10 protein-coding genes and 1 tRNA gene are annotated in these 12,834 nt (G+C 64.5%); 7 read left to right on the top strand and 4 right to left on the bottom strand.

Features of this window, described 5'->3' with window-relative positions:
- The first annotated feature begins 4 nt into the window (after positions 1–4).
- Both QMC96_10285 and QMC96_10280 read left to right on the top strand, forming a co-directional pair.
- Positions 5–757, top strand: a complete 753-nt coding sequence (locus QMC96_10285; protein MDI6877143.1) for a metallophosphoesterase — start codon at positions 5–7, stop codon at positions 755–757.
- Positions 699–3,422 (top strand): DEAD/DEAH box helicase, encoded by a 2,724-nt coding sequence (locus QMC96_10280; protein MDI6877142.1) that lies wholly within the window; start codon positions 699–701, stop codon positions 3,420–3,422. The genes QMC96_10285 and QMC96_10280 overlap by 59 nt, the downstream gene beginning before the upstream one ends.
- A gap of 1 nt (position 3,423) precedes the next feature.
- Here the strand turns inward: QMC96_10280 and QMC96_10275 are convergent, their stop codons facing one another.
- Entirely contained in the window at positions 3,424–3,978 is a 555-nt protein-coding gene (locus tag QMC96_10275) for a TATA-box-binding protein (protein ID MDI6877141.1), read from the bottom strand.
- A gap of 382 nt (positions 3,979–4,360) precedes the next feature.
- Here QMC96_10275 and QMC96_10270 point away from each other — a divergent pair, with 382 nt between their 5' ends.
- The 4 genes from QMC96_10270 (at position 4,361) to QMC96_10255 (ending at position 9,106) form a co-directional block, all read left to right on the top strand.
- Complete coding sequence (locus QMC96_10270; GenBank protein MDI6877140.1) at positions 4,361–6,070, top strand: AMP-binding protein; 1,710 nt, start codon at positions 4,361–4,363, stop codon at positions 6,068–6,070.
- Between the two features lie 485 nt (positions 6,071–6,555).
- A tRNA-Leu gene (locus QMC96_10265) sits at positions 6,556–6,640 on the top strand.
- A gap of 1,009 nt (positions 6,641–7,649) precedes the next feature.
- Complete coding sequence (locus QMC96_10260) at positions 7,650–8,873, top strand: MFS transporter (protein MDI6877139.1); 1,224 nt, start codon at positions 7,650–7,652, stop codon at positions 8,871–8,873.
- A 38-nt stretch (positions 8,874–8,911) separates the two neighbouring features.
- Complete coding sequence (locus tag QMC96_10255; protein ID MDI6877138.1) at positions 8,912–9,106, top strand: hypothetical protein; 195 nt, start codon at positions 8,912–8,914, stop codon at positions 9,104–9,106.
- Positions 9,107–9,160: 54 nt separating this feature from the next.
- Here QMC96_10255 and QMC96_10250 read toward each other — a convergent pair whose 3' ends face one another.
- Entirely contained in the window at positions 9,161–9,415 is a 255-nt protein-coding gene (locus tag QMC96_10250; protein ID MDI6877137.1) for a hypothetical protein, read from the bottom strand.
- Between the two features lie 275 nt (positions 9,416–9,690).
- Here QMC96_10250 and QMC96_10245 point away from each other — a divergent pair, with 275 nt between their 5' ends.
- Complete coding sequence (locus QMC96_10245) at positions 9,691–9,828, top strand: hypothetical protein (protein ID MDI6877136.1); 138 nt, start codon at positions 9,691–9,693, stop codon at positions 9,826–9,828.
- A 51-nt stretch (positions 9,829–9,879) separates the two neighbouring features.
- Here QMC96_10245 and QMC96_10240 read toward each other — a convergent pair whose 3' ends face one another.
- Together QMC96_10240 and QMC96_10235 are read right to left on the bottom strand one after the other, a co-directional pair.
- A complete protein-coding gene (locus QMC96_10240) occupies positions 9,880–10,938 on the bottom strand; it encodes an MFS transporter (GenBank protein MDI6877135.1) in 1,059 nt (352 codons plus the stop codon).
- A gap of 1 nt (position 10,939) precedes the next feature.
- A complete protein-coding gene (locus QMC96_10235) occupies positions 10,940–12,829 on the bottom strand; it encodes a beta-CASP ribonuclease aCPSF1 (protein MDI6877134.1) in 1,890 nt (629 codons plus the stop codon).
- Between the last annotated feature and the right edge of the window lie 5 nt (positions 12,830–12,834).

Genomic DNA, 12,834 nt, shown 5'->3' with positions numbered 1-12,834 from the left:
TTCCATGCATCTGACATTCATCGATACCGGCCCGGCGCTCCAGGTGGAGAACAGAGAGAGGGTGCTCGTCGTCGCGGACCTGCACTACGGCATCGAGGCCGACCTCGCGCGGCGCGGCGTGCACGTCCCCAGCCAGAGCGCGGGGAGGACGGAGCGGGTGATCGCCTGCATAGAGCAGGCGGACCCGGATCTCCTGATCCTCCTCGGGGACGTCAAGCACAGCATCCCGATGACCACGCGGCAGGAGTATCGCGAACTCCCCGGGGCGCTCGCAGCGTTCCGGAAGCGGGTTCCGATCCGTGTGGCGCCGGGCAACCACGACGGCGGACTGGAGCGGTTCCTGGAGGAAGGGGAGCTGCTGCCGGCGAAGGGCGCACTCGTGGACGGCGTCGGCTACCTTCACGGACACACCGTTCCGGATGCGGCGCTCGCCGGCGGACGGCTGATCATCGGGCACCTCCACCCGACGGTCTCCCTCCAGGACGAGGTGGGATGTGCCCTGCGGGCGCAGGCCTACCTCTCCGCCACGCTGGATGCGGCGTGCCTGGGATTGCCCGCCGGCAGGTGCGAGACCCGCCTCCTGGTCATGCCCTCCATCAACGAGTTCGCGGGTTTCGACGTGCAGCGGTTGAAGAAGACATCCCTCGGGCCGATGGCCCGCTGCATGCGGATGGAAGAAGCAGAGGTGTACCTGACCGATGGGACCTACCTTGGCCCGCTCCGTTCCCTCCAGCCAGGCTCTGACACCCCTGGATGAACGGGTGCGGGCGGCGATCGAGAAGCGGGGCTTCACCGAGCTCTCGGAAGCCCAGGAGGAGGCGATTCCGCGTCTCGTCGAGCGGAAGCACCTGATCCTGATCGCGCCCACCGGCACCGGCAAGACCGAGAGCGCCATGATACCGCTCTTCGACGCCCTCCTCCGCACCCCGGGGGCGGGTTTCAAGGCGCTCTACATCACCCCGCTCCGCTCGCTGAACCGCGACATCCTGGACCGCCTGGCCTGGTGGTGCCGCGAGCTCGGGATCACCGTCGGGGTGCGCCATGGAGACACCCCCGAGGCGGAGCGGAGGCGCCAGGCCCTGCACCCGCCCGACCTTCTCATCACCACGCCCGAGACCCTGCAGGCGCTCTTCATGGGCAGGAAGCTGCGTGGTTACCTGCGGAACGTCCGGTACGTCGTCATCGACGAGATCCACGAACTCGCCGGATCCAAGCGGGGCGCCCAGCTCTCGATCGCGCTGGAGAGGCTCGCCGAATACGCGGGGGAGTTCCAGCGGATCGGCCTCTCCGCCACCGTGGGGAACCCCGGGGAGATCGGCCGCTTCCTCTGCGGGAATCGCCCCTTCGATCTCGTCCAGATCCCGGTCGCGCCCTATCTGGAGGTCGGGGTGCGCTACGGGGGAGCGGATTTCCTGCAGCAGTCGAAGGCGGTGGCGGCGTGCCTGGACGGAAACCGCTCCACGCTCGTCTTCGTGAACACCCGCGTCACCGCCGAGGCCCTGGGCCACCAGCTCTTCGAGCGGGGGGACGTGGAGGTCCACCACGGCTCCCTCTCGCGGGAGGTTCGGATCGAGGCGGAGGATCGCTTCAAGAAGGGCGAGATCTCCGCTCTCATCGCGACATCCTCGATGGAGCTCGGGATCGACATCGGGCACGTCGATCACGTGGTCCAGTTCGGGTCCCCCCGCGAGGTGGCGCGGCTGGTGCAGCGGGTCGGGCGGGCCGGCCACCGCCTGCACCTGGTCTCCCGCGGAACCATCCTGGGCACCGGGTTCGACGACCTCCTGGAGTCCGCGGTGATCGCCCGCATGGCCGGAGCGGGTGCGTACGAGCCCGTCGTCCCCCACTGTCAGGCCGCCGACGTCCTGGCCAACCAGGTCGCCGCGATCTCCGTCGAGTACGGCGAGATCCGGAAGGCGCAGGTCCTCTCAATCGTCGAGCGTTCGCACTGCTTCCAGGATGCGCGGGAGCTGCTGGACTCCGTCTGCGCGCAGATGGCCCTCCACCGCCTGATCCGCGTCGAGGGGGACCGGATCGTCCGCACTGCCCGGGCGCGCCGCTACCTCGCGCTGAATCTCTCCATGATCCATGACGAGCGGAAGATGGCGGTCTTCGACATCGTCTCCCGCCGCTCGGTCGGGACCCTGGACGAGTCCTTCGTCGTGGGCTGGATCCACAGCGGCGCCGTCTTCATCACCAAGGGCCAGCCCTGGCGGGTGCTGGATATCGAGGCGGACCGGATCATGGTGGAGCCGGCGAAGAAGGTGCAGGGGGAACTCCCCTCCTGGGAGGGAGAGCAGATCCCGGTACCCTTCGCCGTGGCGCAGGAGGTCGGGCGCGCCCGCCGGGAGCGCGACTTCGCGAAGTACGCCCTGGACAGGCGCGCGAGGGAGTTCTTATCGGGATTCCTGCAGCGGATGGACGAAGCCGGATCTCCCGTCCCCTCCGATCGCCTGATCACCATCGAGAGCGCCCCCGAGGGCGTGGTCTGCAACGTCTGCGCCGGCCACAAGGCGAACGAGGCGCTGGCTCGGGCGCTCTCCATCCTCCTCTCCGCCCGCTACGGCACCACCGTCGGGATCGAGGTGGGGGCCTACCGCTTCCTGCTGCGCCTCCCCTCGAACGTGGGGGCACCGGAGGTGCGGGATCTTCTCCGGGAACTCGAGCCCGCCCACGTCGGAGGCATTCTCCGCCTGGCGCTGAAACGGACCGCCCTCTTCAAGTGGAAGCTGGTGCAGGTCGCCAAGAAGTTCGGGGCGATCGACGCGGACGCCGACTACGAGCGGATCAGCATCCAGCGGCTGATCGACCTCTTCGAAGGCACCATCGTCCAGGCGGAGGCCTACCGGGAGCTCCTCTCCCAGTACATGGACGTCGCCGGGGCGGAGGCGGTCCTCGCCGCCATCCGATCGGGGGAGGTTGGGGTGCGGACCGCCCGCCTCTCGGCGCTCGGGAGCGAGGGTCTCTTCTCCTCGAGGGACATGATCCCGCCGCCGGAGGCGGACCAGGCGGTGATCGCCGTCCTGAAGAGGCGGCTGGAGCAGGACCACGTCATCCTCTTCTGCATGCACTGCCGCCGCTGGAAGAGCCGCACCGTCGTTGCCAGCGTGCCGGAGCGCCCGCAGTGCCCGGTCTGCGGCGCCCGCCTGATCGCCGCCCTGAAACCCTGGGAGGACCCGCAGATCGCGGCGGCGACCAGAAAGAAGAAGACCGAGGAGGAGCGCGCCATCGAGCTCCGCCTGCTGCGCAACGCCAATATCGTGCTCTCCAGCGGCAGGAAGGCGGTCATCGCCCTCGCGGCGCGGGGAGTGGGGGCGGAGACCGCGTCCCGCATCCTCGCCACCGGGACGGAGGGCGACGCGTTCTATCGCGAGATCCTGAAGGCAGAGAGAAATTTCGTGCGGACTCACCGATTCTGGTAGATCACATGATGTTGGCGAGCTTCTTCTCCAGGAAGTCGAGCCCCCGCTTGATATCGTCCAGGTTCTTCCCGCCGGTCAGGATGATCTTGCCCGAAGAGAAGAGGAGCGCCACGATCTTGGGATCGGCGATGCGGTAGACGAGACCGGGGAACTGCTCGGGTTCGTACTCGATGTTCTCGAGGTTGAGGGTGATCACGACCTTGTTCAGGTTGATGTACTTCCCGATGTCGTAGGAGCAGACGATGTTCGTGATCGCCACCTGCGGCTCGTCGTAGGTCGCCACGCCCGCCTCCCGGAGCGAGCGGATGATGATGGAGAGACCCCTGTCCAGGTCCGCCTTGTCCCGGATGCCGGTCAGGACGACTTTGCCCGAGGAGAAGATGAGGGAAGCGATCTTGGGGTTGTCGATGCGGTAGACCGCGCCGGGGAACCGTTTCGTGTTCAGCTCGCAGCTCCGAATCTTGCTGGATACTTCCAGGAGATCGATGGAGTCGGCGATGACTCCGGACGCCACGATATTCTCGATCTTCAGTGTCTCGTACTTTGCGCCTTCCATTGATCAAGTGTATCCCCTTTTAAACCATAACAGTATCGGGATATCCGGCAGAAGCGCATCGACAGGTTCGTTTCTCCCGGAAAGAGCCGATTCGCCGAAGAATATCGTTCGGAATGGCAAAGCCAGAACGATCTGGGCCGGGTATGCCTCCAAAGGGTAATAACCCGGATCGAGGCCACCCGCGAAATAGCAGGCATCCACGCGGGAGGGAGGGCGCTCCGGGGATTCCCCCGTCCCGCAGACGGGATCGGGAGGCGGAGGACGGAGAGGTCGGCGCGGGAGGGGGAGCACGGGCGGAACGCAGCGGTCACCCGCCCGGCAGCGCCGCGGTTGAAAAGAGACACCATTAAACGTCCATAAACAAAACTGTAGGAACGGTTTTATGGCGGAGTCAGAGCACAATATGCGGGACTACGAGGAGGTGTACAGGAACTTCTCCATCGACGTCCCTCCCTACTTCAACTTCGGTTTCGACATAATCGACATGTGGGCGGCAAAGGACCGGAACAAGCTCGCGATGATCTGGGTGAACCAGAAGGGCGATGAGAAGAAGTACACCTTCTGGGATCTGAAGACCGAGTCCAACCGCGCGGCGAACATCCTCCTGAAGTACGGCATCCACAAGGGGGACCGGGTGCTGATCATGCTCCCCAGGGTTCCGGAGTGGTGGATCCTGACCATCGCGCTGATCAAACTCGGGGCGGTGTACAGCCCTGCGCCCACCATGCTCACCCCCAAGGACATCCGGTACCGGGTGAACACGGCGGACTTCAAGATGGTCATCACCGACATGGAGAACGCGGGCAAGATCGAGCAGATCTGCGCAGAGAGCCCGTCCCTGCAGCTTCGAATGGTCGTGGACGGGGAACTCCCGAACTGGATCAGCTACCCGCAGGAGCTGCGCTACCCGGCACCGGTCTCCTACAGGCTGGTCAACCTCCCCGGCATGCGCCGCACCCGGTCGACTGACCCCCTGGTGATCTTCTTCACCTCGGGAACGACGGGCGAGCCCAAGATGGTTGTGCACGACCATTCCTACCCCCTCGGGCACATCACGACGGCGCGGTTCTGGCATGACCTGAAGAGCACGGACCTCCACTTCACACTCTCGGACACGGGCTGGGCGAAGAGCGCCTGGGGCAAGTTGTTCGGGCAGTGGATCGAGGGTGCGGCGATCTTCGTCTACGACATCCGGGGCAAGTTCAAGCCGACGGAGATCCTGCCGCTCCTGGAGAAGTACGCGATCACCACCTTCTGCTGTCCGCCCACGATCTACCGAATGCTCATCCTCGCTGACCTCTCGCGGTTCGACTTCTCCGAGCTCCGCCACTGCACGAGCGCCGGGGAGCCCCTGAACCCGGAGGTGATCCGCGCCTGGAAGGAGGGGACGGGCATCACTATCTTCGAGGGATACGGCCAGACCGAGACCACCCTCTGCGTGGGGACGTTCCCCTGCATGGAGTGCAAACCGGGCTCCATGGGCAGACCGGCGCCCGGCTGGATCGTGGAACTGCACGACGACGACGGGAACCCTGTCGGGATCAAGCAGGAGGGGCGGATGGCGATCAAGCTGGATCCCCGCCCGGTCGGGCTCTTCCGGGAGTATATGGGGAGTCCCGAGGAGAACAGGAACTCGTTCGTGAACGGCTGGTACTACACCGGGGATCGGGCGTACCGGGACGATGACGGCTACTACTGGTTCGTGGGGCGGGACGACGACGTGATCAAGGCCTCCGGATACCGCATCGGCCCCTTCGAGGTGGAGAGCGCGCTCCTCGAGCATCCGGCCGTCGCCGAGGCGGCGGTCGTCGGGTCGCCGGACGTAATCCGCGGGCTGATCGTCAAGGCGTTCATCGTCCTGAAACCGAACTACGAACCCTCGGACTCCCTCGTAAAAGAACTGCAGAAGCACGTGAAGCAGGTCACGGCGCCCTACAAGTACCCGCGGGCGATCGAGTTCGTGGACTCGCTCCCGAAGACCATATCCGGCAAGATTCGCCGCAACGAGCTGCGGGAGCGCGAGATGCAGAAGTTCTCGGACAGCAACAACGGGGGATTCGGCGGTTCGGAGAGCGGTCGGAGCGGCAGGTAGGCAGCGCACGCACTCTTTTTTTTGCCGGGCCTGCATCCGCACGGGATCCCGCATGCGGAGGGTCCGCGTGCCGGCGCCCGGAATGAAGCGCGGGACGTGCCCGGAGGGCAATGAGCAGGGGGGGGCGGGCGGCAGGGCAGGATACCTGCCATGGCGATCGGCGGGATCGTCGGGCCTGCGAATCGCGCCGGAGGCTTCCTGCCCGCCCGTCGCCGCATCCCCTCTTCCTGCAGCCGATCCCGAACAGAGCCCGCAGTGCCGCACCCCGACTGCGCCGCCCATCGTCCCGGCAACGCAAGGGGCACGGGGAGCGGCTCATGTGCCGCTCGTTCGTGCAGGTTCCCGGTCCGCGGGAGCCGTGCGGCTGCAGGACACGCACCTTTATGTGATGGGCCGGGAAATAATATGGATGCGCGATGGATGCCCTGCCTGCGAAAGGCAGCGGTATCCGCGGCTCCTTCCGGGAGTCGCGCTCGATCGCTTGGGCGGAGGTTGCCGAGCCAGGTCAAAGGCGCAGGATTCAGGGTCCTGTCTCGCAGGAGTTCAGGGGTTCAAATCCCCCCCTCCGCATTCTCTTGGGCTCTAGCAGATAGCCGGGCGTCCATTTCGCGCGAACGCCGGCCTGTCCCGTTCGATCCGCCCCGCTGCGCGGCCCTCCGGGAACGGATGCCCGCACCGCGCGTGCGTGAGGGACTTCTGTGCCGGAAGAATTGTTCTGTTCCTGCTGGTACGCTGAAGCCTGCAGGGAGACCGCATCGTCCTCTTTTGCAGATGTCGGCGTGACCGGCACGACAGCAAGGATCCTATCGCGCAGACCGCGATGCATGGTCCGCCTGTACCGGCACGGATTGGCACAGCCTGCCGTCCAGCAGACCAGCATCGTCTGCTCGTTCGGTCTCTGCATCGCCCGGATCCCGATGCCATCGGAAGAGCGCGATCGCCTGCATCCATTCGAAGGGGAACGAGCATGTTCGTCCCCCCGCTGTGAATATCCGGAATTCATCACCGCACCTCATCTCGATAACGAAAAAAAGAAAATTTATCCGTTTTTACCCCGCATATGGGGGGGTTATGAAATGCGATAGCTGCGATCAGAAGGTATCGAAGAAAGGAAAGAAAGACCGGTGCAACATGCACCGCACCGAATGCGATAAAGTGCCGCACTGCATTCGCTGGAACTGACTCTTTTTCTCCCGTGCCCGAGGGATTCGCCGAGAGAGTGCGCTTCCGAACCGCCGGACGCCGCCAGTCTGCACCGTGCGGATCATCCGATCGATGGACGATCCCGCCATGGCAGCGGCGCTCGGCCTGCGGGCTGGCGGTATGCGGAGAACGAGGATACGAGGGGTCCGTGCAGGCCCGCGGAACAGTATTGTGCGGTTGCCATGCATCGGACCGCATGTAAACCTCTCTTCGGCCAGATAATAAGTTTCCATTTCAGCATTTGCCGGAAACGACGGTTATGCGCGGTTTTCCGGGCTGCGCTCCAGGGCATAATTTTTTGGATCCCGAATGACCACAGGTATACTGCATACGAACCGGCCGCATCGACGTACCGCCGGTATCATTCAGATACATCATGAGACTGCACCCGCGCTCACTGGACCCCTTACCGGGAGGAGCCCCTCCCGATCCGACGACGGGAACGCGGTCCGTCTTCAACGTCCTCTTCATCGCCGTCTTCTCGGCGATGATCGGGCTCGGCATCGTGATTCCGCTCCTCCCGTTCTACGCGGAGAGCCTGGGGGCGACGGGGTTCTGGATAGGCGCCATATTCTCCGGATTCTCCCTCTCAAGGGCCATCGTCATGCCCATCGTGGGCTCCATCTCGGACCGCCGGGGCCGAAAATCCTTCATCCTCGCCGGCCTCCTGCTCTACACCCTCCTCTCGCTGGGCTATATCCTGGCCACCAGCGTCTATGCGCTCACGCTGGTGCGGCTCATCCACGGCATGGCCTCGGCGGCGGTCATACCGGTCGCCATGGCCTACGTGGCCGACGCGGCTCCGAAGGGGGAGGAAGGGAAGTACATGGGCACCTTCTCCATCGCCATGTTCCTCGGCATGGGATTCGGGCCCTTCATGGGCGGCATCATCAAGGACATGGCCGGCATGGAGGCGGTCTTCCTCTCGATGGCGTTCTTCTCGACAGTCTCCCTGCTCGTCTGCCTGGCGTTCCTCCCGCAGTCCGCGCCTTCCCTGCGTGTCCGCGTCCCGGTGAAGGATACGATGCGCCACCCCCTGATGCGGGCAGTGATCATATTCCAGTTCATGAACTCCTTCGCCAACGGCACGTTCTGGGTGTTCCTCCCCCTCGCTGCGGCCATGCTGCTGCTCCTGTCGCCCACCGAGATCGGGATCGCCATCTCCCTCTCCATCTTTACGACTGCCATCTTCCAGCGGGCCTTCGGACGGGTCGCCGACCGCCACAACAAGAACATCCTGGTGATCGCCGGTTCGGTCCTGGTGGCGGCAGCCCTGACCAGCATCCCCTTCCTCGCCGGGTTCCCCGCTCTCCTGGCCGCCTCCATCCTGATCGGGCTCGGCAGCGCGATCGTGGTCCCCTCGGCGACCGCCATCACCACCATCATCGGCAGGGATATCGGCCAGGGATCCGCCATGGGTGCCTACAACACCGCCTCGAGCGCCGGTATGATCATCGCCCCCGTCGTCTCCGGGCTGGTGATGGACCTCGCCGGCATCGTGAGCGTCTTTGTCTTCTCCGGGGCAGTGAGCCTCATCTCCGTGATCATCTTCTGGATCGGCACGGAGAGAACCGCCACCTCCGCCACCCCGGCCCTTTAGGAGAAATTCTTATCTCGCCCGCAGGCAGAGATCGGGCCATGGCCAGGGATACCGGCAGAGCAACCCGCCGCGAGGTGCAGGAGAGCGTTCTTCGCGAGCGTCTCCAGCTCCTCATCGGCGAACTCCGCGAGATGAAGCGCCGCGAGCTGAGGGTGCTGGACGAGATCGACGCGATCGCCGATGCCCTGATCCCGCTGGAGGGGGGAGATCGGGATCAGGGCCGGGAGGGGTAGCGGCCTGCCGCACTCAAGAGAACAGGGGGCGTATTTTCGGGGGAGAGGGACCGTTCACAACGCTGCACGGGGCGTGACCATCCAGGTCGTGCTGCTGGAGTAGCTCCACCGCACGATATCCAGGTCGTCGCAGATCTCCGCCAGGATCCCCAGGTTCGTCCCCACCTCTTTGGGGGAGAGCCCCAGGTCGCTTGCGATGTACTTCGACTTGAAGAACCGCTTGTCCTTCTGAATGCCCGTATAGAGGTAGTTCAGAATCTTCTGCTGCGTCACATTGTAATTCTTCCAGATATTCTCGTGCATACCCATCCATCACCCCTGGGTTTGCCTAAATACATACATACATATATACATATATAACCCTGTCGAAACGTTCCTTGCAGATGCGCACCCGGTATAAAAGGAGAGCGGTCGATTCGACCGCTCCCGCGAGAGCAGGGGAGGGCAGGCACTCCGGGGGCGATGCCGGACCCATGAACCCGCCAGCGGATCTGCGGACGGACAGGAGGCTGCGGTTTGAAGAGGCAACCCCCGATCGTGAACCGATTCCGTTCTTATAGGGGGAGGGACAATCTATCTCTGAAATGATACTGAAGTGCCAGAAGTGCGGCTACGAGTGGATCTACCAGGGAAAATCCCGGTGGCTGACCACCTGTCCCCTCTGCAAAACGCCCGTCGATATCAACCAGAACCGGGACGCCACGAAGGAAGAGAGCGGCTAGGCGCAACGGCTGCGCTTCGGGCACGCCTCGTCGTACGTCGGGGAACCTCTTTTACCCGCACTCGCACCTCCCGATCGTGAGAGCCATCATCGCGGTCATGGCGGCGACCACCGCAAAGGCGGCCAGGAAACTCACGTTCTCCGCAACCTGGGCCGCGATGAAGGGCAGAATCGCGAAACCCGCGTAGTTCGCGGCGGAGTACAGACCCATCAGCACCCCCTGCGCAATGCCGCTCTCGGCCAGGAACGCCATCTGGGAGACGATCGCGAATCCCGCGCACAGCCCGATGACGGGGAACGCCAGCGGCGTCACGAACGATCCCATGACAGCGATCGCCATGCCGATCGCAGCGATGCGGATCGTGCGGATCGGCGCCAGCTGCCACCGCGGGGCGACCAGGACGGCGGCGATGGTTGCCATGTTCATCGTGGCGAGTTCGAGACCGAGGAGAGCGGGATCCCCCCCGCTGAACTGGGGATAGATCGCCGGGATCGCCCCCGTGACGCCGAGCAGCACCACGGCGGAGAGGTAGAGCCAGAGGTACCTCTGCCCGAGGCGGAGGATGTTCGGCACGCGGAACCCGCGGCGGTCGCCTTCGGAGATGCCCCCGCTCAGCAGGAGGGGGATCAGGGAGAATGCCGTGAAGAAGGCGATCCCGCCGAGCGCCGTGGAGGCAAGTGCGCTCAGCGCGCCCGCAACCAGGAGCCCCGCGAGGAGACCCAGGTTGAGCGAGGCGAAGAAGTAACCGGAGAGGCGGACGTGATCCGCCCGCGAGTTCACCCAGGAGAGACCGGCTGCAACGAAGAGCCCGGCCGCGATCCCCTCGAGCAGCCGCCCCGCCAGCAGCGCGATCCCCTGCGGGTAGAGCAGGATCACGGCGCCGGAGGCGACGGTCAGCACGAGCCCGCCCCGGATCAGGATCCCCCGCCCGATCCGGTCGCTCGCCACGCCCGCGGGCAGGACGGTGATGAGCGCCCCCAGGAAGTAGGCGGCGTAGATCGCTCCCTGGAACGAGACCCGGTCCGAGAACGCGGGAAGGACGGGTACAACCGCGTTGGAGAGCGCCATCACCCCGAATATGCCCAGGAGGACCGCCCACCGATCCCTCATGTCAGATCATGCGGTAGGTTTCCAGGTTCATGGGGGAGTGCGTCTCGATGCGGTAGCGCTTGTAGATCGAACTGGCCAGATCGATCGTCTTGTTCTCGTCCCCGTGTATGGTGAAGATCTTCTCCGGCCGGGGCTGGACGTGGCCGACGTAGTTCATCAGTTCGCGGCGATCCGAGTGACCCGAGAACCCGTCGATCGTCACGATCTCCATGTTCACCGCGATCGTCTCCCGCCCGCCGAGCGGCAGCTCCCGCCACCCCTTCTGGATGCGCCGCCCGATCGTGCCCTCCGCCTGGTACCCCACGAAGATGAGGGCGTTCCGCTGGTCCGATGAGATCCCCCGCAGGTACTCCATCACCGGTCCGCCGTTCAGCATGCCGCTCGTGGTGACGATCACGCAGGCGCCGCCCTGGATGACACGTTCGCGGATCTCGGGTGAGTCCACCTGCACGAAGACGTCCGATAGGAACGGATTCATCCCCTCGCGGAAGATCTGGTTCCGCAGATCCGGGTTCAGGTACTCGGGATAGGCGGTATGGATGGCGGTCGCCTCGCGGATCATCCCGTCCAGGTAGATCGGGATCTTCGGGATCTTGTTCAGGCGGATGCCCTCCTCGAGAGCCAGCATGACCTCCTGCGACCGCCCGACCGAGAACGCGGGGATCAGCACTTTCCCGCCGCGGGAGAGGGTGGCGTTCACCTCTTCGTAGAGCTTCTCTTCGGCCTCCTTGCGGGACGGCTGGATGTCGTTCGAGCCCCCGTATGTGCTCTCGATGAAGAGCGCCTCGAGCCGCGGGAACTGGGTCGTCGCCGGGCTGAAGAGACGGCTCTTGCTGTAGTTGAAGTCACCGGTAAAAGCGACGTTGTAGAGCCCGTCCCCGATGTGGAAATGGGCGATCGCAGAGCCCAGGATGTGACCGGCGTTGTGGAACGTGAGCTTGATATCCGGCGCGATGTCGGTCACGTTGCCGTAGTTCAGGGCGATCGAGCGCTTGATGTACTCCTTCACCTCGTTCGAGGTATAGGGGATCTTCTCGTTCTCCTTGCGCAGCACCTCCAGGTAGTCGAGCTGCAGCATCGCCGAGAGATCGCGCGTGGGCGGCGTGCTGTATACGGGCCCCTCGTAGCCGTATTTGAAGAGGAGAGGTATGTAGGCGCAGTGGTCCAGATGGGCGTGGGTCAGCACGACCGCATCCAGCTGGGAGAGCGGGTGGATCTCCGGCACGTAAAGGTAGGGCGTGCCGTTGCTGTTGCCCGGTTTCTCGCCGCAGTCCACCAGGATCTTGCTCTCGGGCGTGGAGAGGAGGAACGCCGACCGCCCCACCTCGCGGCAGGCTCCCAGCATGGTAACCCGCGCCCACTGGTCCTTGCTGGTGATCTCACGGTGGATCCGCCTCCCGATGACCCGCAGGAACTCCTTGCGCTCATCCTTGACGGCGCGGAGGTACTGCCGCACCTGCTTGATCGTCGAGGACTCGATCGGCGGCGTCCGAACCACCTTCGGAGTCCAGCCGATGTGCCGCGTGATCTCGCGCAGCGTCGAGCCGTTCTTGCCGATGACCACGCCGGGCTTCTCCGCCTCGATCAGCACCTCACCCGTATCGGCATCGAAGAAGACGTCGGTGATCCCCGCGCTCTCGGCGACGACCGCACGGATCTCGTTCAGGGCAACCTCGGGATCCTCCAGCACGTTCGGGCGCACCACGATCCGCTTCCGCAGGTCCCGTGCCAGCACCTTGATGAGATCCGCCTGCTCTGCGAAGACCTTCGGGTCGTCGGTATAGATGACCAGCTCCGGTCCCTCGAATTCTACCTGGGAGACAGTAATCCCTCGGGGGACGATACTGTTGATCTTCTCCTTTAATTCCTTAAGCCTCTCCTCAATAAGCATACATA

Source organism: Methanomicrobiales archaeon, from assembly GCA_030019205.1.
Lineage (GTDB): Archaea > Halobacteriota > Methanomicrobia > Methanomicrobiales > JACTUA01 > JASEFH01.
This window is presented reverse-complemented; position numbering and strand designations above follow the sequence as displayed.

Excerpts from the sequence above, each read along its gene's own strand:
- QMC96_10285 (MDI6877143.1), top strand. The coding sequence starts at position 5 with ATGCATCTGACATTCATCGATACCGGCCCGGCGCTCCAGGTGGAGAAC.
- QMC96_10280 (MDI6877142.1), top strand. The coding sequence starts at position 699 with ATGGGACCTACCTTGGCCCGCTCCGTTCCCTCCAGCCAGGCTCTGACA.
- QMC96_10275 (MDI6877141.1), bottom strand. The coding sequence starts at position 3,978 with ATGGAAGGCGCAAAGTACGAGACACTGAAGATCGAGAATATCGTGGCG.
- QMC96_10270 (MDI6877140.1), top strand. The coding sequence starts at position 4,361 with ATGGCGGAGTCAGAGCACAATATGCGGGACTACGAGGAGGTGTACAGG.
- QMC96_10260 (MDI6877139.1), top strand. The coding sequence starts at position 7,650 with ATGAGACTGCACCCGCGCTCACTGGACCCCTTACCGGGAGGAGCCCCT.
- QMC96_10255 (MDI6877138.1), top strand. The coding sequence starts at position 8,912 with ATGGCCAGGGATACCGGCAGAGCAACCCGCCGCGAGGTGCAGGAGAGC.
- QMC96_10250 (MDI6877137.1), bottom strand. The coding sequence starts at position 9,415 with ATGGGTATGCACGAGAATATCTGGAAGAATTACAATGTGACGCAGCAG.
- QMC96_10245 (MDI6877136.1), top strand. The coding sequence starts at position 9,691 with ATGATACTGAAGTGCCAGAAGTGCGGCTACGAGTGGATCTACCAGGGA.
- QMC96_10240 (MDI6877135.1), bottom strand. The coding sequence starts at position 10,938 with ATGAGGGATCGGTGGGCGGTCCTCCTGGGCATATTCGGGGTGATGGCG.
- QMC96_10235 (MDI6877134.1), bottom strand. The coding sequence starts at position 12,829 with ATGCTTATTGAGGAGAGGCTTAAGGAATTAAAGGAGAAGATCAACAGT.